Source organism: Streptomyces sp. NPDC051677 (assembly GCF_044453465.1).
GTDB lineage: Bacteria > Actinomycetota > Actinomycetes > Streptomycetales > Streptomycetaceae > Streptomyces.
In genome coordinates, this window is the sequence record NZ_JBITCT010000016.1 from 138,247 (window position 1) to 157,003 (window position 18,757).

18 protein-coding genes are annotated in these 18,757 nt (G+C 73.4%); 10 read left to right on the top strand and 8 right to left on the bottom strand.

The features are described 5' to 3' along the window. On the bottom strand, positions 1-1,038 hold the full coding sequence (locus ACIBAF_RS20875) for a LacI family DNA-binding transcriptional regulator (protein ID WP_399464703.1): 1,038 nt from the start codon (positions 1,036-1,038) through the stop codon (positions 1-3). Between the two features lie 248 nt (positions 1,039-1,286). On the opposite strand from ACIBAF_RS20875, the gene ACIBAF_RS20880 reads away from it, so the two are divergent. Further along, positions 1,287-2,231: an ROK family protein gene (locus ACIBAF_RS20880; RefSeq protein ID WP_399464704.1), complete on the top strand. Its 945-nt coding sequence runs from the start codon at positions 1,287-1,289 to the stop codon at positions 2,229-2,231. 689 nt (positions 2,232-2,920) lie between these two features. On the opposite strand, the gene ACIBAF_RS20885 is transcribed toward ACIBAF_RS20880, so the two are convergent. After that, a complete protein-coding gene (locus tag ACIBAF_RS20885) occupies positions 2,921-3,856 on the bottom strand; it encodes an ADP-ribosylglycohydrolase family protein (RefSeq protein ID WP_399464705.1) in 936 nt (311 codons plus the stop codon). A 118-nt stretch (positions 3,857-3,974) separates the two neighbouring features. On the opposite strand from ACIBAF_RS20885, the gene ACIBAF_RS20890 reads away from it, so the two are divergent. Together ACIBAF_RS20890 and ACIBAF_RS20895 are read left to right on the top strand one after the other, a co-directional pair. Further along, entirely contained in the window at positions 3,975-4,172 is a 198-nt protein-coding gene (locus ACIBAF_RS20890) for a hypothetical protein (protein ID WP_399464706.1), read from the top strand. A 149-nt stretch (positions 4,173-4,321) separates the two neighbouring features. Continuing rightward, positions 4,322-5,392, top strand: a complete 1,071-nt coding sequence (locus tag ACIBAF_RS20895) for an NUDIX domain-containing protein (protein WP_399464707.1) — start codon at positions 4,322-4,324, stop codon at positions 5,390-5,392. 230 nt (positions 5,393-5,622) lie between these two features. Here the strand turns inward: ACIBAF_RS20895 and ACIBAF_RS20900 are convergent, their stop codons facing one another. Next, positions 5,623-6,978, bottom strand: coding sequence for a dipeptidase (locus ACIBAF_RS20900; protein ID WP_399464708.1), 1,356 nt, complete (start codon positions 6,976-6,978; stop codon positions 5,623-5,625). A 254-nt stretch (positions 6,979-7,232) separates the two neighbouring features. Between ACIBAF_RS20900 and ACIBAF_RS20905 the strand changes: the two genes are divergently transcribed. Then, positions 7,233-8,450, top strand: coding sequence for a geranylgeranyl reductase family protein (locus ACIBAF_RS20905; protein WP_399464774.1), 1,218 nt, complete (start codon positions 7,233-7,235; stop codon positions 8,448-8,450). Positions 8,451-8,482: 32 nt separating this feature from the next. Here the strand turns inward: ACIBAF_RS20905 and ACIBAF_RS20910 are convergent, their stop codons facing one another. Then, positions 8,483-8,938, bottom strand: coding sequence for a nitroreductase family deazaflavin-dependent oxidoreductase (locus tag ACIBAF_RS20910; RefSeq protein WP_399464709.1), 456 nt, complete (start codon positions 8,936-8,938; stop codon positions 8,483-8,485). A 153-nt stretch (positions 8,939-9,091) separates the two neighbouring features. Between ACIBAF_RS20910 and ACIBAF_RS20915 the strand changes: the two genes are divergently transcribed. From ACIBAF_RS20915 to ACIBAF_RS20925, 3 genes are all read left to right on the top strand, one after another. Beyond that, entirely contained in the window at positions 9,092-9,787 is a 696-nt protein-coding gene (locus ACIBAF_RS20915) for a TetR/AcrR family transcriptional regulator (RefSeq protein ID WP_399464710.1), read from the top strand. 117 nt (positions 9,788-9,904) lie between these two features. Then, positions 9,905-11,158, top strand: coding sequence for a sensor histidine kinase (locus tag ACIBAF_RS20920; RefSeq protein ID WP_399464711.1), 1,254 nt, complete (start codon positions 9,905-9,907; stop codon positions 11,156-11,158). 14 nt (positions 11,159-11,172) lie between these two features. Next, positions 11,173-11,838, top strand: coding sequence for a response regulator (locus ACIBAF_RS20925; protein WP_399464712.1), 666 nt, complete (start codon positions 11,173-11,175; stop codon positions 11,836-11,838). Here ACIBAF_RS20925 and ACIBAF_RS20930 read toward each other — a convergent pair. Both ACIBAF_RS20930 and ACIBAF_RS20935 read right to left on the bottom strand, forming a co-directional pair. Continuing rightward, a complete protein-coding gene (locus ACIBAF_RS20930) occupies positions 11,799-12,083 on the bottom strand; it encodes a DUF6332 family protein (RefSeq protein WP_399464713.1) in 285 nt (94 codons plus the stop codon). The two genes, ACIBAF_RS20925 and ACIBAF_RS20930, sit on opposite strands and share 40 nt — an antisense overlap. Before the next feature lie 69 nt (positions 12,084-12,152). Then, positions 12,153-13,685, bottom strand: coding sequence for an MFS transporter (locus ACIBAF_RS20935; RefSeq protein WP_399464714.1), 1,533 nt, complete (start codon positions 13,683-13,685; stop codon positions 12,153-12,155). 86 nt (positions 13,686-13,771) lie between these two features. Between ACIBAF_RS20935 and ACIBAF_RS20940 the strand changes: the two genes are divergently transcribed. Then, positions 13,772-14,176: a MarR family winged helix-turn-helix transcriptional regulator gene (locus tag ACIBAF_RS20940; protein ID WP_399464715.1), complete on the top strand. Its 405-nt coding sequence runs from the start codon at positions 13,772-13,774 to the stop codon at positions 14,174-14,176. Between the two features lie 12 nt (positions 14,177-14,188). Here ACIBAF_RS20940 and ACIBAF_RS20945 read toward each other — a convergent pair whose 3' ends face one another. Both ACIBAF_RS20945 and ACIBAF_RS20950 read right to left on the bottom strand, forming a co-directional pair. Next, on the bottom strand, positions 14,189-14,932 hold the full coding sequence (locus tag ACIBAF_RS20945) for a maleylpyruvate isomerase family mycothiol-dependent enzyme (protein WP_399464716.1): 744 nt from the start codon (positions 14,930-14,932) through the stop codon (positions 14,189-14,191). A 577-nt stretch (positions 14,933-15,509) separates the two neighbouring features. Next, positions 15,510-16,772 (bottom strand): MFS transporter, encoded by a 1,263-nt coding sequence (locus ACIBAF_RS20950; RefSeq protein WP_399464717.1) that lies wholly within the window; start codon positions 16,770-16,772, stop codon positions 15,510-15,512. A 139-nt stretch (positions 16,773-16,911) separates the two neighbouring features. Between ACIBAF_RS20950 and ACIBAF_RS20955 the strand changes: the two genes are divergently transcribed. Together ACIBAF_RS20955 and ACIBAF_RS20960 are read left to right on the top strand one after the other, a co-directional pair. After that, positions 16,912-17,811 carry an SCO3242 family prenyltransferase gene (locus ACIBAF_RS20955; protein WP_399464718.1) on the top strand — a complete coding sequence of 300 codons (900 nt, stop codon included), beginning with the start codon at positions 16,912-16,914 and terminating at the stop codon, positions 17,809-17,811. Then, a complete protein-coding gene (locus tag ACIBAF_RS20960; RefSeq protein ID WP_399464719.1) occupies positions 17,808-18,683 on the top strand; it encodes a sugar phosphate isomerase/epimerase family protein in 876 nt (291 codons plus the stop codon). The genes ACIBAF_RS20955 and ACIBAF_RS20960 overlap by 4 nt, the downstream gene beginning before the upstream one ends. Positions 18,684-18,757: the final 74 nt, after the last annotated feature.

Here is an 18,757-nt window from a genome sequence, read left to right on the forward strand (position 1 = left end):
TCAGTCCGCCGGCGGCAGCTCACCCGAGCCGCGGGTGACGAGCCGGGTCGGCAGTTCGATGCGCTCGGGCGCGATCAGGGTGCCGTCCAGCTGCCGGAACAGCCGGTCGGCGGCGGTGCGACCGAGAGCGGCAGCGTCCTGGGCGATCACCGTGACCCCCGGCTGGAGCAGGTCGGCGAGTTCCAGGTCGTCGAAGGCCACCAGGGCGACCCGGCGGGTCCGCTCGGCGAGCACCCGGATCGCGGTGACCGTCACCCGGTTGTTGCCCGAGAAGATCGCCGTCACGGGCGCGGGGCCGGACAGCATCTCCTCGGTCGCCCGGCGCACCCGCAGCGGATCGGTGGCGCCCAGCGACATCCACGCGTCCTCGACGGGTATGCCCGCGTCCTCCATCGCCGCGCGGTAGCCCCGCAGGCGCTCCGCGGCGGTGTGGATGCGCGGCATGTCGCCGATGAAGCCGATCCGGCGGTGCCCGTGTGCCACGAGATGGGCCACGCCCTCGCGGGCGCCGCCGAAGTTGTCCGACAGGACGCAGTCGGCGTCGATCTGCCCGGCCGGCCGGTCGACGAAGACCGTGGCCACCCCCGCCTTGATCTCGGGCTCCAGATACCGGTGGTCGTCACCGGCCGGGATCACCACCAGGCCGTCCACCCGGCGCGCGCACAACGCCAGCGCCAACTCCTGCTCGCGGTCGGGGTCCTCGGCGCTGGAGCCGTTGATGAGCAGGGCGCCATGGGCCCGGGCGACCTCCTCCACCGCGCGGCTGAGAGGCCCGTAGAACGGGTCGGCGAGGTCCTCCAGGACCAGGCCGATGCTCGCCGTACGGCCCTTGCGCAGCACCCGGGCGCTGTCGTTGCGGCGGAAGCCCAGCGCGTCGATGGCCTCCTGGACACGCCGTTCCGTCTCGGGCGTCACGCCGGGCTCGCCGTTCACCACGCGCGAGACCGTCTTGAGGCCGACTCCGGCGCGAGCGGCGACGTCCTTCATGGTGGGACGGTTGCCGTAACGGCTCTCGGGCCGGCGCTGCGTCTCGGGCACGATGCTGGGTCCTGTCCTGTAGTCCCCGGAAGGCGGGCCCTGCCCGCCGCCCACACACTGTGTCCACAACGTGTTGCGTACGGGGATGCGCGGGTCCCAGGGGTTGTATGAGGATATGGCGTCGAGCATAGAGCCTGGACAACGTTGTCAGATGCGGGGGACACTGTCCACCGCAATCTCCGGCCCGCGTCCCCCAACCGCTGGACCGGCCAGCCCCTTTCCATGGTGGACCGGGAGAAACCAGACTGATGCACACCGACCTCGTGGCCGCGCTCGACATCGGCGGCACCAAGATCGCCGGAGCGCTGGTGGACGGCGACGGCACGATCCTGGGCCGCGCGCAGCGCCCCACGCCCGCACAGGAGAACGGCGACACCGTGATGCGGGCCGTCGAGGAGGTGTTGGGGGAGCTGACCGTGTCGCCGCTGTGGGGGCGCGCGCACGCCGTCGGCATCGGCAGCGCCGGCCCGGTGGACGCCTCCGCGGGCACGGTCAGCCCGGTGAACGTGCCGGGCTGGCGGGACTATCCGCTGGTCGACCGGGTCCGGGCCGTGACCGGGGACCTCCCGGTCGAGTTGATCGGCGACGGCGTGGCGATCACGGCGGCCGAACACTGGCAGGGCGCGGCCCGCGGCCACGACAACGCGCTGTGCATGGTGGTCTCCACCGGCGTCGGCGGCGGCCTGGTGCTGGGCGGGCGACTCCACCCCGGTCCCACCGGCAACGCGGGCCACATCGGCCACATCAGCGTCGACCTTGACGGCGACGCGTGTCCGTGCGGTGCGCGCGGCTGTGTGGAACGCATCGCCAGCGGTCCCAACATCGCCCGCCGGGCCCTGGAGAACGGCTGGCTGCCCGGCCCCGACGGCGACACCTCCGCGGCCGCCGTGGCCGCGGCCGCCCGGGCGGGCGACCCGGTCGCCGTGGCCTCCTTCGAACGGGCCGCCCAGGCCCTGGCCGCCGGCATCGCGGCCACGGCCACCCTCGTCGAGATCGACATCGCGGTGATCGGCGGAGGCGTGGGCAAGGCGGGCGAGGTGCTCCTCGCGCCCCTGCGCCGGGCCCTGCGCGACTACGCGACCCTCTCCTTCGTCCAGCGCCTGACGGTGACACCCGCGCAGATGGGCACGGACGCGGGCCTCGTGGGGGCGGCTGCGGCCGCCCTGGCGAGGAGAGCCGCGGCGGGCGTCTGACAGAGCACAGCAGGAACGTTCCGGCCTGGAGGTTCCGCGCGCCTCGACTTCTCGAGGCCGGGCGGACGGCCCGGCGCCCCGGCGGGGCCCGGGCGTGAGGTCACGCACTTCGCCCGCTCCCGAGGGCCGTGGCCGACCGTCGGGAGCGAGCGGTCGGGGCGGCTGGGGCTATTGAGGTCGGGTGGCGTGAGGTCACGCTGTTCGCCCGGTCGGCGGCTGCGGTCGGTCGTGGGGAGCGGCGGGTGGGGGGGCGGCTTGGGGATTCTGTGGGGCTGGGGCTATTGAGGTCGGGTGGCGTGAGGTCACGCCGTTCGCCCGGTCGGCGGCTGCGGTCGGTCGTGGGCAGCGACCAGTCGCGGGCGGGCTGGGGGATTCTGTGGGGCTGGGGCTATTGAGGTCGGGTGGGCGTGTGATGGCGCTGTTCGCCCGGTCGGCGGACGCGGTCGGCCGTGGGGAGCGACTGGTCGAGGCGGCTTGGGCGGCTGGGGCTATCGACGTCGGATGGGCGTGAGGTCACGCTGTTCGCCGAGTCGGCGGCCGCAGTCTGCCGTCGGGAGCGAGCGGTCGGGGGCGGGGCTGGGGGATTCTGTGGGGCTGGGGCTGGGGCTGGGGGTATTGGGCGAGGGGTGGTGCAGTTTGACCGGGTGGCGGGTGTGGCTGGTTGTGGGGAGCGAGTGGGCGGGGTGGGCTCAGCCGGCGACCGGGCGGGTCGCGGCGAGGGCGTCCCAGCCGCTCCGGGGCGGGATGCTCTCGCAGGCCTGGCGCCAGGCGGTCGGGATCGCGCTCGTGCCGGTGCGGGCCGCGACCACGCCTCCCACGATGGCGCAGGTCGTGTCGCGGTCGCCCCAGCCGCCCACGGTCTGCCACAGGGCCTCGGGCAGGTCGTTCAGGTGTCCCGCGGCGGCCCAGAGGGCGAACGGCACCGTGTCCGGAGCCGAGATCAGCGTCCCCGAGCCCAGCACGGACGCCGCGTGGCGCACCGACGTGTGCTCGGGCAGGTTCGCCGCCACCAGCAGTCCGGAGCGGACGTCGCCGTCCGGCACCTGCGCGGCGACCTCCCGCAGGAAGACCGCGCGCACAGGGGCGTCCGAGCCCGCGCCGGCGGCAGCCAGCGCGGCGGCGACCGCCACGGCCACCGCGCCCGCGACCGCCTCCGGATGGGCGTGGGTGACCAGCGCGGACAGCCGCGCCTGCTCGCGGGCCGCGGCCAGATCGCCGCCGAACCAGGCCCCCAGCGGGGCGACCCGCATCGCCGCGCCGTTGCCGTAGGACCCCTGTCCGCCGAACTGCCCCGTCGTCACCGCCCGCCAGTCCTCGCCGTCGGCGATGCGCCGCAGCACACCGTGCATGGACGGGCCGTACTTGCGGCCCGGGTCGCGGCCGTACTCGGCGGCGAACTCCCGCGCAAGGTCGTCCGGACGGACCTCCCCGTGCGCCGTCAGGTGGGCGAACAGCACGAACGCCATCGCCGAGTCGTCCGTCCACCACCACGGCGCCGGACGCGGCTCCCGGGCCGCCCACAGCGCCTCGGCGGGTTCGTCGGAGCGGGTGAACCAGCTGTCGCCGAAGGCGTCGCCCATGACGAGCCCGTCCAGACTGGCGTGGGCGTGCTGCGGACCGCTCATGGCGAGGCTCCTCGAAAACGTCGACGATCACGGCATTCTCACGGCGGGCCGGCGCGCCGCGCGAGCGGATTACCGGGGGAGGCGTGACCCCGCGCCCGTCCGCGCAGTTGATCCGCGCATGAAGAAGCGCAGCATGCTCGCCATCGCCTCCCTCGCCACCGGCTTCGTCGTCGCGGCGATCACCCCCTCGCACGGCCTGGGCGCCGAGGACCTCGGCGGACTGAACGTCGGCGACACCCTCAGCACGCTCGATCACACCGTCATCGCCGGCGACAGCCTGGCCGTCGACGACGACGCCCTGGGGCAGAACGGCTGACGGACCAGGTACCGGGCACGAGGCCGTGGCGCCGGACCCCACCGGGAGGGGTGCCGACGCCACGGCGTTCGTGCGCCCTCAACGGGAACTGGTTTCCGTGGCAGGGTGGAGCGGGCAAGCCACAGGGGGCCAACAGAAGAGGGGGACCTGTGACCGTCGTCTGGATCAACGGCGCGTTCGGTGCGGGGAAGACAACCACCGCACGGGAATTGATCGACCTGATCCCGAACAGCACGCTCTTCGACCCCGAGATCATCGGCGGGGCGCTCCCGTTCCTGCTCCCGCCGAAAAGACTCGCCGAGGCCGGCGACTTCCAGGACCTGCCGATCTGGCGACGGCTCGTGATCGACACGGCGGCCGCGCTCCTGGCCGAGCTGGGCGGCACGCTCGTCGTCCCGATGACCCTGCTGCGCCAGGAGTACCGTGACGAGATCTTCGGCGGCCTCGCCGCTCGCCGGATCGCGGTCCGGCATGTCCTCCTCGCTCCGGCGGAAACGATCCTGCGCGAGCGAATAGCCAACCGGGAGGTCCCGCCCGACCTCCCGGACGGCGAGATACGGATCCGGCAGTGGTCGTACGACCACATCGAGCCGTACCACGCCGCCCTCGCCTCCTGGCTCACCGCCGACGCCCACCTCGTGGACAACGGCGCCCTCACCCCGCACGAGACGGCCGCCCGGATCGCCGAGGCCGTGGCCGGCGGCGCGGTGTCCGCGTGCGCCATCGTGCAGACCCCCGAGCCCACCGCCGAGACGCTGGCCGCCGGCGTGCTCCTCTTCGACGAGCAGGACCGGGTGCTCCTCGTCGACCCGACGTACAAGCCCGGCTGGGAGTTCCCGGGCGGCGTGGTGGAGCCCGGCGAGGCGCCCGCGCGCGCGGGCGTGCGCGAGGTCGAGGAGGAGACCGGGATCCGGCTGGCGGACGTCCCCCGGCTGCTCGTCGTCGACTGGGAGCGACCGGCGCCTCCCGGCTACGGCGGGCTGCGCCTCCTCTTCGACGGCGGCCTGCTCGACCCGGCGGCCGTGGCGGGACTGCTGCTGCCCGGCCCCGAACTGCGGGCCTGGCGCTTCGCCACGGAGGAGGAGGCGGCCGACCTCCTGCCGCCGATCCGCTACGAGCGACTGCGCTGGGCGCTACGGGCCCGCGAGCGCGGGGCCGCGCACTACCTGGAGGCGGGCATTCCCACCGGGGAGCTCCTACCGGGACGAGAGACGCCGTAGCGCCTCCGCCGGAAACAGGCCGCGCCGCTCTCCTGCCGGGCGGGTCCTCCGGAACCCTCCCTCACCTCGGCGATCGGGGCGCGGCGGCCGACGACTGCGGCGGCTGCGTCCTGGACGGGGTGAGGGAGGCCGCTGAAGCGGGCGTCGAGGCACGGGAGTCGACGGCCCGCGCCGGAAACCGGTCGGGTCCGTCAGCGCCCGCGTCTCGCGCCGCCGGCCAAGAGGCCGGTTCAGCTCGCCGCGTAGGTGCGCAGGAACAGGGCCTCCGCCACCGACAGCCGCTCCAGCTCCTCGGGGGACACGCTCTCGTCGACCGCGTGGATCTGCGCCTCCGGCTCGCTCAGACCGATGAGGAGGATCTCCGCCCGCGGGTAGAGGGCGGCGAGGGTGTTGCACAGCGGGATGGAACCGCCCTGGCCCGCGTACTGCATGTCCTGACCGGGGTAGGCGACCGCCATCGCCTCGGCCATCGCCGCGTACGCCGGGCTGGTGGTGTCGGCGCTGAACGCCTGACCCTGCCCGATCTGCTCGGTGCTCACCCGCGCGCCCCACGGCGTGTGGGCCTCCAGGTGCGCCTGGAGCAGCTTCGTCGCCTCGGCCGCGTCCACGCCCGGCGGCACGCGCAGGCTGATCAGGGCGCGGGCGCTCGCCTGCACGGACGGGGTGGCGCCCACCACCGGCGGGCAGTCGATGCCCAGGACGGTGACGGCGGGCCGGGCCCAGATGCGATCGGCGACCGTGCCGGAGCCGATCAGCCCGACGCCGTCCAGCACCTTCGCGTCCTGGCGGAACTGCCCCTCGTCGTACTGCAGGCCCTCCCAGTGCGAGTCGTCGGTCAGCCCGTCGACGGTGGTCGAGCCGTCCTCGGCGCGCAGCGAGTCCAGGACGCGGATCAGCGCGCCCAGCGCGTCGGGCGCGGCCCCGCCGAACTGCCCGGAGTGCAGGTTGCCCTCGAGGGTGTCGATCCGCACCCGCATCATCGTCATGCCGCGCAGGGTGGCGGTGACCGTCGGCAGTCCGACGCGGAAGTTGCCCGCGTCGCCGATGACGACGGCGTCGGCCGTCAGCAGCTCGGGGTGTTCCTCGGCGTACCGCTCCAGACCGCCGGTGCCCATCTCCTCGGAGCCCTCGACGATGACCTTCACATGGACCGGGACGCCGCCGTTGGCCTTGAGGGCGCGCAGGGCGAGCAGGTGCATGATGACGCCGCCCTTGCAGTCGGCGCTGCCGCGGCCGTACCAGCGGCCGTCGCGCTCGGTCAGCTCGAAGGGCGGGGTGGTCCAGGCGGCCTCGTCCAGCGGCGGCTGCACGTCGTAGTGGGCGTAGAGCAGGACGGTCTTCGCGCCGACGGGGCCGGGCAGGTAGCCGTAGACCGACTGGGTGCCGTCGGGGGTGTCGAGCAGGGCCACGTCCTGGAAGCCCTCGGCGCGCAGCGCGGCCGTGATCCAGTTCGCGGCGGCCTCGCTCTCGCTCCTGGGGAACTGGTCGAAGTCCGCCACCGACCTGAAGGCCACCAACTCGGTGAGCTCCGCCCGCGCCCTGGGCATGAGCGAGGCGACGGTCTCGGCGACCGGATTCGACGACATGGGCACGCTCCTTGTGGGTGCGACGTTGTACGGGGTGGCACTGGTCCGTTCGGGGGACCGTGCGAGCGTACGCGCTGCCGGGATGGGGGGCGCGCACGCCGCCGATCCTCGCACAGCGGACCGTCATCGGACCGTGACGATCTCCGCCGTAGGATGCGGGGGACAGGTGCGGCAAGCGGCTTGATCGGGAGCAGTAGACCATCGTGAGCAGCGAGAACTCTTCGGCGGACGACGAGAACTCTTCGGCGGACGACATGCGGCTGGTGTGGGACGTCGTCGTGGTGGGCGCGGGGCCCGCGGGGGCTTCGGCCGCCTACGCGGCGGCGGTCGCGGGACGGCGGGTGCTGTTGCTGGAGAAGGCGGAGCTGCCCCGTTACAAGACGTGCGGCGGCGGCATCATCGGACCCTCGCGCGACTCCCTGCCACCCGGCTTCGAGCTGCCCTTCCGGGACCGGGTGCACGCGGTGACCTTCTCCAACAACGGGCGCTTCACCCGGACCCGCCGCTCCCGCCAGATGCTGTTCGGGCTGATCAACCGGCCCGAGTTCGACCAGCAGCTCGTGGAGCACGCCCAGAAGGCGGGCGCCGAGCTGCGTACGGGCGTCACCGTCACGCGCGTCGAGCAGCACGGCTCGGCCGTTCCCGACCGGCGCACCGTCGCGGTCGTCCTGCAGGGCGGCGAGACGCTGCTGACCCGGTCGGTGGTCGGCGCGGACGGCAGCGCGAGCCGGATAGGCGCGCACGTCGGTGTGAAGCTCGACCAGGTGGACCTCGGCCTGGAGGCGGAGATCCCGGTGCCGGAGACGGTCGCCGAGGACTGGAAGGGCCGTGTCCTCATCGACTGGGGTCCGATGCCCGGCAGTTACGGCTGGGTGTTCCCCAAGGGGGACACGCTGACGGTCGGCGTGATCTCGGCGCGCGGCGAGGGCGCCGCCACCAAGCGCTATCTGGAGGACTTCATCGGGCGGCTCGGTCTCGCCGGGTTCGAGCCGAGCATCTCCTCCGGTCACCTCACCCGCTGTCGCGCCGACGACTCCCCGCTCTCGCGCGGCAGGGTGCTCGTGTGCGGCGACGCGGCGGGTCTGCTGGAGCCGTGGACCCGCGAGGGCATCTCCTTCGCGCTGCGGTCGGGCCGGCTCGCCGGCGAGTGGGCGGTCCGCATCGCGGAGGCGCACGACGCGGTGGACGCCCGCCGCCAGGCGCTGAACTACGCCTTCGCGGTCAAGGCGGGCCTCGGTGTGGAGATGAGCGTCGGCAAGCGGATGCTCACCCTCTTCGAGCGGCGGCCCGGGCTCTTCCACGCCGCCCTCACCGGCTTCCGCCCGGCGTGGCGCGCGTTCACCGACATCACGCGCGGCCACACGACGCTGGGCGAGCTCGTCCGCACGCATCCGATGGCCCAGCGGGCGCTCACCGCCATGGACCGGCGGCAGGCGGCGACGGCGCAGGCGGCCGAAGAGACCGGTTCCTGACGGTTCCCGAACCCGGGCGCTCGACGCGCCGATCACCGCCGGTTCGTGACCGTGATCCGGAACACCGGGTGGTCAGGGGCGATTCGGCGCAACTCGGCCTCGGAGGAGTCCGGGCCCACCCCGTTGAAGAAGACGCCGACCTCGGCCTTCCAGCGCTTGAGGTAGGCGCGCAGCAGAGGTGTCTTGTCGTCGTCGGCGACCTCGATGGCCGTGAACTCCTCCACGGCCTTGCCGAGGTGGAGCTCGCCGCCGCCCGCCGCGCGCATGTTGTGCGTCCACTGGACGTGGCCGCGCGGCGCGACCAGGTACTGCTGCCCGTCCACGGTCAGCAGGTTCACCGGGGTGGTTCGCCACGCGCCGCTCTTGCGGCCGCGGACCGCCAGCACCCTCGAACCCCACACGCTGAGACCGCGACGGGTCAGCCAGGCCACGGCACGGTTGAAGACGTTGACGGTGAACCAGCCGGGCTTCTGTACGTGGGTGGACATGGCTGCTGCCTCCTGAGACGGAAAGTGTGAGCACTGCTCTCGCTTGAGGAGAGTCTGCCCGAGAGCAGCGCGCCTTAGCAAGAGCGCCGCTCTCTTTTTTGTTCACCGTTCTCGATTGTGTGCACCGCTCCTCGTTCATGGCACAGTGGGGGTATGAGCAGCACCGTTCGAGGGGCCCGTGCCCGCGCCAGGATCGAAGTCACCGCCGCCATCAAGGACGAGGCCCGCAGACAGCTCGCGTCCGAGGGCGCCGCCAAGCTCTCGCTGCGCGCCGTCGCCCGTGAGCTCGGCATGGTCTCGTCCGCGCTGTACCGCTACTTCCCGAGCCGCGACGACCTGCTCACCGCACTCATCATCGACGCCTACGACTCCCTCGGCGCGAGCGCGGAGGCCGCCCACGCCGCCGTCGCCGACGCCGTCCCCGTCGAGCGCTGGGTCGCGGTCGGCGAGGCGGTGCGCCGCTGGGCACTGGCGCACCCGCACGAGTACGCGCTGATCTACGGCTCGCCGGTGCCCGGCTACAGCGCACCCGACGCGACCGTCCCGGCCGCAGCCCGCGTCGGCGTCCTCCTCATCGACATCGTGCGCGACGCACACCGGGCGCAGGGGCTTCAGGCGCCGCTCCTGACGGACGACCTGGTTCCCGAGGCGGTGCGGATGGCGGCCGACCTCGCCCCCGACCTGCCCCCGGGCGCGGTCGCCGCACTCGTCGCGGCCTGGGCCCAGCTCTACGGACTGGTCGGCTTCGAGCTCTTCGGGCAGTTCCACCGCCTCGTGGAGGAACGCGAGCCGTTCTTCCGGTACGCGATCACCCGGCTCGCCCACGAGGTGGGGCTGCGCCAGGCGTGAGGGCTGCGCCCCGGTGCACGGGGCGCGAGTGTGCCGGCGCGTACTTCCAGGGGAGTACGGGTGATCACCTCGTCCGGCGGACGTCCGGCGCGGGCGGCGGCGTCTAGCGTTGCGGACATGGACGAAGAGCAGGTGCGCGGGCGTGGTGGCCCGCTGCGGTGGTGGCGGCACGGGCCACCGTGGCTGCGCCGCTGGGAGGGCCGGGAGGACACGGCGCCGGGCGCGACGAGGTGGCCCTGGCGCTCCACCGTGCTGGTCACCGTCTTCGTCCTCGTCGGCTCGAACTTCGCGGCGCACGCGCAGGACGGCGAGCGGGCCTCGCTCGACGGCTTCGCGCGCGTGCTGCTGGTCGTCGCCTCCGGGCTGCTGCTGTGGCGGCGACGGCACCCGGTGGCCGTCGTGTTCGGCACGGCGGGCGCCGCAGCGCTCTACCTGGGCGCCGGCTACCCGTACGGGCCCGTGTTCCTGACCGTGGCCGTGGCCTGCTTCGCCGCCGTCGTCGCCGGGCACCGCCGGGCCGCCTGGACGGCCCTGGGCATGCTGTGGGCCGTGCATCTGCTGGTCGCGCACTGGCTGTACCGGTGGCTGCCGCCCGCCGGCGACGACCCGGCGCCCTACGGGCAGGAGATCGTCGTCGCCGGCTGGGTCGTGGCGATCGTGGCGATCGCGGAACTGGCCCGGATCCGGCGCGAGAGCTGGGACCGTGAGCGGGCCGAACGCGCCCAGGCCGCCCGGCGGCGCGCCGACGAGGAGCGGCTGCGCATCGCCCGCGAACTGCATGACGTCCTCGCGCACAGCCTGTCCGTCATCAATGTGCAGGCGGGCGTCGGCCTCGCGCTCCTCGACTCCGACCCGCAGCAGGCGCGCACCGCGCTGACCACCATCAAGTCCGCCAGCAAGGAAGCACTGGGCGAGGTGCGCCAGGTGCTCGACACCCTGCGCACGCCGGGGGACGCGCCGCGCACTCCGGCGCCCGGCCTGGACCGGCTGCCCGAGCTGGTGGAACAGGCGGCGCGTGCGGGCCTCACGGTCCAGGTGGAAGGGGAACCGCCCCGGCTGCCGCCCGGCGCCGACCTCGCCGCCTTCCGTATCGTCCAGGAGGCCCTCACCAACGTCGTACGCCACTCCGGCTCGCGCCACGCGCGCGTGCGGCTCGATCGGAGCGGCGGGACGCTACGGCTCCGGATCGACGACGAGGGACCGGCGACCGGGGCCGACGCGGGCGGCAGCGGCAACGGTCTCGCCGGAATGCGGGAGCGGGCCGCGGCCCTGGGTGGCACGATCGAGGCGGGCCCGCGGCCCGACGGCGGCTTCCGGGTGCTCGCCGTACTGCCGATCCGGACGGGCCCGGAGACCGGGGCGAACCAGTGAGCGAAGGAGGACCGGTGATCCGCGTACTGCTCGCCGACGACCAGTCGCTGGTCCGGGCGGGGTTCCGGGCGCTGCTCGACGCGCAGTCGGACATCGAGGTGGCCGGGGAGGCCGCCGACGGGGAGGAAGCGGTGCGCGCGGTGCGTGAACTGCGGCCCGACGTCGTCCTGATGGACATCCGGATGCCGCTGCTCGACGGCCTTGCCGCCACCCGCAGGATCAGCGAGGACGAGGCGCTCTCCCAGGTGAAGGTGGTCATGCTCACCACCTTCGAACTCGACGAGTACGTCTTCGAGGCGATCCGCTCGGGTGCTTCCGGCTTCCTGGTCAAGGACACCGAGCCGGAGGAACTCCTGCGCGCCGTGCGGGCGGTGGTCGCCGGGGACGCGCTGCTCTCGCCGGGCGTGACGCGTCGGCTCATCGCCGAGTTCGCCGCCCGTTCCAAGGAGCCCGCGACGGCCGATGCGCTGGTCCGGCTCACCGAACGGGAGCGGGAGGTGATGGCGCTGGTCGGGATCGGCCTGACCAACGAGGAGATCGCCCGCCGGCTGGTCGTCAGCCCGCTCACCGCCAAGACCCACGTCAGCCGCACCATGGTGAAGCTGGGCGCCCGGGACCGGGCCCAACTGGTCGTGCTGGCCTACGAGTCGGGGCTGGTGCGGCCGGGCTGGCTGGGCTGAGCCTCCGCACGGAAGCGGACCAGCACGGAGACCACCCGGGCCACGAACACCAGGGGCGCGAGCGCGAGGCCCGCCCGCAGCAGCGACTTCTCGGCCAGGTCCGGCAGTTCGAACAGCAGCGCCGGTCCGGCGACCGCCCCGTACAGCACCGCCGCCGCGAACACCGCGCTGCACAGTGCGTATCCGATCTCGACGGTGATCGCGTCCCGCTCGGCCTGTGTGCGCCGTCCCCCGTAACCGCTCATACGACGAGTCTCACAGGCGTGCGCCGGCGAGGCAATCGGCCCCGCCGGGCGCACAGGTGGAGGATTCCGCTAGTCGCGGGCCCCCACGGGCTCCGTCTCCACTTCCGTCTCCACTTCTGTCCTCACGTCCGCATCCGCATCCGCGTCCGTCGCGGTGGACTTGGCGACGACGACCGAGCCCTGGGGGCGTCGGGTGCGCAGGCCGGGGAGGGTGATGAGCAGGCCCGCCGCGGCGATGACCGTCACCACCGCCAGCCCGGGGCGGTAGCTGTCCAGGACGGCCTGCGGGGTCGGGTCGGCCGGGGTGCCCGCGGTCACCACCGCCGTCACCACCGCCAGGAAGATCGCGCCGCCGACCTGCACCGAGGTGTTGAGCAGCCCCGAGACCATGCCCTGCTCATGGTCCGCCACACCGTTGGTGGCCTGGATGTTGAGCGAGGGGAAGACCAGCGCGCAGGCCGCGCCGATCAGCAGCATCGAGGGCAGGATGACGGCGGCGTAGACCGGGTCGAGATCGACGCGCAGGAACAGCGCGTAGCCGACGACCATGAAGGCGAAGCCCGCCGCGATCAGCCGCGGGGTGCCGAACCGGTCCACGATCGAGCCCACCTTGGTCGAGGACACCGCCACCAGCGCGCCGGCGGGCAGGAAGGCGAGCGCCGTGTGCAGCGCCGACCAGCCGAGCAGCGTCTGCATGTAGAGGGTGGCCAGGAACTGGAAGCCGACGTAACTGCCGAAGAAGGCCATCGCGCCGAGCTGGGCGCGGATCTGACTGCCGGACCGCAGCACGCCGAGCCGGATCAGCGGCCCGGCCGAGCGTCGCTCGACGAGGACGAAGGCGGTCAGCAGGACGGCGACGGCGAGGAACGACAGCAGGGTGCGGGCGGACGTCCAGCCCGCCTCCGGGGCCTGGACCACGGTGAAGACCAGCAGCAGCATCGAGGCGGTGCCGAGGACGGCGCCGGGGACGTCGTAGCCGTTGTGGTCCTTCTCCCGTTCGCTGCGCGGCAGCAGCTTCAGGCCCGCCGCCAGCGCGAGCAGGGCGATCGGCGCGGGCAGCAGCATGGTGAGGCGCCAACTGGCCTCCGTGAGCAGGCCGGAGAGGACCAGGCCCATCGAGAAGCCGGTCGCGGCGCAGGTGGTGTAGATGGCGAGGGCGCGGTTGCGCAGCGGGCCCTCCGGGAACGTCGTGGTGATGATCGACAGGCCGGCCGGCGCTGTGAAGGCCGCGCTCAGGCCCTTGATGAACCGGCTCGCGATCAGCAGCGGGCCCGAGTCGACGAGCCCGCCGAGCAGTGAGGCCAGCGCGAAGACGCCGAGGGCGATCAGGAAGACCTGGCGGCGGCCGAGCAGGTCGGCCGTGCGGCCGCCGAGGAGGAGCAGGCCGCCGTAGCCCAGGATGTAGCCGCTGACGATCCATTGCAGGGTCGAGGTGGTCAGGTCGAGGTCGGAGCCGATGGACGGCAGCGCGACGCCGACCATCGACACGTCCAGCGCGTCCAGGAACATCGCGGCGCACAGCACCAGCAGGGTGCCCCACAGCCGGGCGGTCCAGCGGCCCTCGGCGATCGGGGACGCGGAGGAGGGGAGCGGAGAGGTCATGGCGGAGACACTACATGCGTACGCATTGATTGCAAGCGCATTTAATTCTCATGCAATAAATTCCGTTCTCTGCTACGGTGCGCCCCATGGCGGCGAAGACGGGCGAGACCGAGGCCGAGCAGGCGCTGGTGGAGCAGTGGCGGGACATGCTGGCGCTGCATGCGCGCACCCAGTGCGAACTCGACCGGGCCCTGCATCAACACGGCCTGTGCGCCAGCGACTTCGAGGTGCTCGACGTCCTCGCCGAGTCGGGCGCGCCGGACGGCTCGTGCAGCTACCGCGTCCAGGAGATCGCCGAGCGGGTCCACCTCAGTCAGAGCGCGCTGTCGCGGCTCGTCGCGCGCCTGGAGAGGGACGGTCTCGTCGAGCGCCGCATGTGCGCGGAGGACCGCAGGGGCGTGCGGGTGGCGCTCACGGGGAAGGGGCGCGCGCTGCACGGCGACGTACGGCCGGTGCAGCGCGCGGTGTTGACCCGGATGTTGTCGGACTGACCTCGCGGTTCCTCAGATGGCGGACGTCTCCCGCCACAGCGCCGCCAGTGAGGCGTCGCCGGTCGCGCTCGGGAGCGGCAGCCGGTTCCACAGGGACAGATAGAGCAGTGCCGCCGGTCCTGACACCTCGCAGTCGGCATCCCCTTCGGCGTTGCGCTCCGTCACGGGCGGCTCGGACGACAGGCGGACGGTCCACACGGCGTCCGCCGCGTCCGTCGCCCGCACCCGCAGGACCCGGGGCTCCTCGGTGCGCACCCTGCTCCTGGCGCGCGCGTGGAAGCCGCGCAGCAACTCGTCGATGCCGTCCGCCGCGAAGTCGACGGAGAGCTCCCCGGCGATCTCCTCGGGCGTCCGGCCGCGGGCCGACTCCGCGTCGACGCGATGCACGGCCGTCTCGTGCGCCTGTCGTCTGGCCCAGAACGCGAGCGGTGACGGCGCGGGGAAGAAGTGAAAGCACCTCAGGTCGGGCGGGGCGGCGGAAAGAGTGTCGACGAGTCGTCGGTGCCCCTCGCGGAACCAGGTCAGCAGTGCGTCGCCGTTCAGGTCCGGCGCCTCTGGCACCGGCTGGAACGAAGAGTGGCCCTCGGCCACGACCGACGTCGCCCAGCGGTGCACCTTGCCCGTGTGGCGCAGCAGGTCCGTGACCTGCCAGTCCGGGCAGGTCACAACCTTCGCACCGGGGCCGGCCTCCGCCGCGGCGGCGGCCAGCGACCGGCCCTCGCGGTCCAGGACGCGAATGAACTCGGCAGTCTCCATGCGGGGAGTCTGCCGGATGGAGCACGGTCGAAGGGAGCGGACGCCGAGTCGCGGAGCGGTCCAGTCGCCGGGTCGTCGGGCGGTCGAGTCGCCGCGGAGCCGAGCGGTCCAGCCGCTGGTCGGTCGAGTCGCCGACTGGCCGGGTCGCGGAGTGGTCCAGTCGCCGGGTCGCCGGGTGGTCGAGTCGCCGAGCCGTCGAGTCGCCGACCGGCCGGGTCGCGGAGCGGTCAAGTCGCCGGGTCGCCGGGTGGTCGAGTCGCCGAGCCGTCGAGTCGCCGACCGGCCGGGTCGCGGAGCGGTCAAGTCGCCGGGCCGCCGAGTGGTCAAGTCGTCGAGTCGCCGACCGGCCGGGTCGCCGAGCGGTCCAGCCGCCGAGCCGCTGAGCGGTCGAGTCGCCGAGCCGTCGAGTCGCTGACCGGCCGGGTCGCGGAGTGGTTCAGTCGCCGGGTCGCCGAGTGGTCAAGTCGTCGAGTCGCCGACCGGCCGGGTCGCCGAGCGGTCCAGCCGCCGAGCCGCTGAGCGGTCGAGTCGCCGAGTCGCCGAGCCGCCGAGCGGTCAAGTCGCTGGGACGGAGCGGTCAGGTGGCTGTGGCTCGGCGTGTGGTGAAGCCGATCACTGCGGCCAGCGCGGCCAGGACCGCCACGCTGGTGAGGGCGGCGGACAGGGAGAACCAGTCCGCCATGAAACCGATGGCGGGCGGGCCCAGGAGCATGCCGCCGTAGCCGAGCGTGGAGGCGATGGCGACTCCGCTCGGGCCGGCCAGGGCTCCCGCGCGTTCGACGGCCACCGGGAAGAGGTTGGCCAGGCCGAGTCCCGCGATCGCGTAGCCCAGGAGCGCCGCCCACACGGCCGGGGCGAGGGAGCCGAGCAGCATCCCGGCCGACGCGACCGCGCCGCCGGCCACCACCGTGCGGGTACGGCCGAGCCGTTCGAGGAGGGTGGTGCCGGTGAGCCGGCCGACCGTCATGGCTAGTGCGAAACAGGAGTAACCGGCCGCGGCGACCCCGGAGGAGGAGCCCAGGTCCTGTTCCAGGTGCAGGGCGCCCCAGTCGGCGAGGGCGCCTTCGCCGTACGCCGTGCAGAGGGCGATCAGGCCGAAGACGAGGACGAGACGGCGGGTGCGGGCGGTCGGGCGGCGCGGGGCCGCCTGCGAGGGCGCGTCGAGGGCCGCCTTCGCGGAGGCCGGAAACTCGGCGACGTCGGCTGTGGCGGTGGCGTCGTGGTCGGGTGGGCGCGGTGGCTCGTGCCGCAGCAGCGTGGGGCCCGTGAGCGCGGTGACGAGCAGGCCGATGATCCCGAGGCCCAGCAGATGGTGCGTGGGGGACAGGGAGCCCGCGACCAGGCCGCCGAGCCCCGCGCCGATCATGCCGCCCAGGCTGAAAGCCGCGTGGAACGTGGGCATGATCGGCCTGCGCAGCGCCGCGACCAGAGCGACGGCGGCGCTGTTGAAGGCGACGTTGATCCCGCCGTAGGCCGCGCCGAAGAGCAGCAGGACGGCGCTGAGGGCGGCGGCGGAGTGGGTGAGCGGGGGAAGCGTGACGCTGAGGGAGAGCAGGACCGCGCAGACCACGGTGACCGGGTGGCTGCCGTAGCGGTGGCAGAGGCGCCCGGTGACCATCATCGTGATCACCGCGCCCGCGGAGACGCCGAGGAGCGCGAGACCGAGGGTGCTGGGGGAGGCGCCGATCTGGTCCTTGATGGCAGGGATGCGGACGACCCATCCGGCGAAGATGAAGCCGTCGAGGGCGAAGAAGGCGGTCAGGGCGATGCGGAGAGAGGTGAGGTGGTTGCGGTCGTCCGGCACGGCGGTGTGCGTTCGGATTTTGTTTATTAGCGGCACAAAATCAGGCTAGGGGGTCGCTCAGGGCCGGGCAAGGGGGTCATGGCGCGCCCGTCCGGCCTGTGTGCACACGGTTTCTTCACAGAAATGATGGGGGTGAGGTATATGAGCGCTAAAATGATCGACGTAGGGTCCGATCATGCACGGCCCGAACAACTTCTCGCCTTCCCCGCGCTTGGCCGATCTGGCGCAGCTGATTCGCTTGCCCGCAGCGCTGAGCGTGCCCGGTGACATCCTCGCCGGCGCCGTCGCGAGTGCCGGGACGGCCCGCCCCCGTACGGTCGCGACGATGGCCTCGTCGGTGGCTCTCTACTGGGCCGGGATGGCGCTCAACGACTACGCGGACGCCACCGTCGACGCGGTGGAACGCCCCGAACGCCCCATACCCTCCGGGCGAGTTGCCCGCTCCACCGCGCTGGCCACCGCATGCGGGCTCACCGCGGCGGGCCTCGGCCTCGCCGCGCTGGCCGGGGGACGGCGCGCCCTCGGTGTGGCGCTTCCGCTGACCGGACTGGTCTGGGCGTACGACCTGCGGCTGAAGTCCACCGCCGCCGGTCCGGCCGCCATGGCGGGCGCACGGGCGCTGAACGTGCTGGCCGGAGCGGACCCCGGGCGCCGATCGGCCGCGGTGCCGACGGCCCTGCTGGTCGGCGCCCACACCTACACCGTCACGGCGCTGAGCCGCCACGAGGTGTCCGGCGCGCCGCGCAGCGTGCCCGCCGCCACGCTGGCCGGCAGCACCGCAACCGCCTTGGCCGCCGCGGCCCTTCCGGCTTTACAGCGCCGGACCCCGGCCGCCCGGATCGGCGCCGCCGTCGGCGCGCTCGGCTACCTCGCCTCGTACGGCACGGCACAGGCGCGGGCGGCTCGGGAGCCGTCCGCGGCGAACGTCCGCGGCGCCGTCGGCACCGGGATCATGTCCCTGATGCCGCTGCAGGCGGCGCTCACCGCGGGCGGCGGAGGCGCGGCCCTGGCAGGAGCCCTGGCCGCGGCACACCCCCTGGCACGCAGACTCGCCCGGAAGGTGTCGCCCACATGAGGCCGGAACCCGGCGGCCCCGGTTCGTCCTTCTCGGGGCGGCTTCGGTATGGGTTCGGGAGCAACGGGTTCGCCCATCACCGGCTCGACGACGTGCTGACCGTGCTTGCCGACCTGGGCTATGACTCGGTCGGGCTCACGCTCGATCACGGTCATCTCGATCCGTTCGCACCCGACCTGCCCCGCCAGGTCGACGCCCTCGCACGGCGGTTGGACCGGCTCGGGCTGGCGGTCGTGGTGGAGACCGGGGCGCCGTACCTGCTGGACCCGTGGCACAAGCACATCCCGACGCTGATGTCGGCCCAGGGCGCCGGGCGACGCGTCGAGCTGCTGGCCGGCGCCGTGCGGATCGCGGCCGACCTGGGCGCCCCGGCCGTCCACCTGTGCAGCGGTCCCGCGCCCGAAGGGGTGTCGGAGGACGAGGCCTGGAAGCGGCTGACCGCGGGCTGCGAAGAGGTTCTGGACATCGCCCGCGAGTACGGCGTGGCCCTGGGGTTCGAGCCCGAGCCGAACATGTTCGTCGACACCGTGGAACGGGTCCTGGAGCTGCGCGAACGGCTCGGTGGCCCCGACCTGTTCGGCGTCACGCTCGACATCGGCCACGCCCACTGCGTCGACGACCTCCCGCTGCTCGACTGCGTCGCACGCACGGCTCCGTACCTGGTGAACGTGCAGATCGAGGACATGCGGCGGGGCGTGCACCACCACCTGGAATTCGGCGCGGGCGAGATCGACTTCCCGCCTGTCCTGGCCGCCCTCAAGGCCGCCGGCTATCGAGGGCCGGTCTCGGTGGAGATCCAGGGTGCGTCACTGGACGCCCCCCAAGTCGCCCGCCGGTCCCTGGAGTTCCTCCAGGCCGCCGAGCCGTTCTGACGCCGCGACGGTCCCGTCGCTCCGTCGAGCACCCTCACCCCCACCCCCCCCGTACGGCCGTTGTCGTACGCGCA

Coding starts and splice junctions, on each gene's coding strand:
- ACIBAF_RS20880 (WP_399464704.1), top strand. CDS start 1,287: ATGCACACCGACCTCGTGGCCGCGCTCGACATCGGCGGCACCAAGATC.
- ACIBAF_RS20885 (WP_399464705.1), bottom strand. CDS start 3,856: ATGAGCGGTCCGCAGCACGCCCACGCCAGTCTGGACGGGCTCGTCATG.
- ACIBAF_RS20890 (WP_399464706.1), top strand. CDS start 3,975: ATGAAGAAGCGCAGCATGCTCGCCATCGCCTCCCTCGCCACCGGCTTC.
- ACIBAF_RS20900 (WP_399464708.1), bottom strand. CDS start 6,978: ATGTCGTCGAATCCGGTCGCCGAGACCGTCGCCTCGCTCATGCCCAGG.
- ACIBAF_RS20905 (WP_399464774.1), top strand. CDS start 7,233: ATGCGGCTGGTGTGGGACGTCGTCGTGGTGGGCGCGGGGCCCGCGGGG.
- ACIBAF_RS20910 (WP_399464709.1), bottom strand. CDS start 8,938: ATGTCCACCCACGTACAGAAGCCCGGCTGGTTCACCGTCAACGTCTTC.
- ACIBAF_RS20915 (WP_399464710.1), top strand. CDS start 9,092: ATGAGCAGCACCGTTCGAGGGGCCCGTGCCCGCGCCAGGATCGAAGTC.
- ACIBAF_RS20920 (WP_399464711.1), top strand. CDS start 9,905: ATGGACGAAGAGCAGGTGCGCGGGCGTGGTGGCCCGCTGCGGTGGTGG.
- ACIBAF_RS20930 (WP_399464713.1), bottom strand. CDS start 12,083: ATGAGCGGTTACGGGGGACGGCGCACACAGGCCGAGCGGGACGCGATC.
- ACIBAF_RS20935 (WP_399464714.1), bottom strand. CDS start 13,685: ATGACCTCTCCGCTCCCCTCCTCCGCGTCCCCGATCGCCGAGGGCCGC.
- ACIBAF_RS20940 (WP_399464715.1), top strand. CDS start 13,772: ATGGCGGCGAAGACGGGCGAGACCGAGGCCGAGCAGGCGCTGGTGGAG.
- ACIBAF_RS20945 (WP_399464716.1), bottom strand. CDS start 14,932: ATGGAGACTGCCGAGTTCATTCGCGTCCTGGACCGCGAGGGCCGGTCG.
- ACIBAF_RS20955 (WP_399464718.1), top strand. CDS start 16,912: ATGCACGGCCCGAACAACTTCTCGCCTTCCCCGCGCTTGGCCGATCTG.
- ACIBAF_RS20960 (WP_399464719.1), top strand. CDS start 17,808: ATGAGGCCGGAACCCGGCGGCCCCGGTTCGTCCTTCTCGGGGCGGCTT.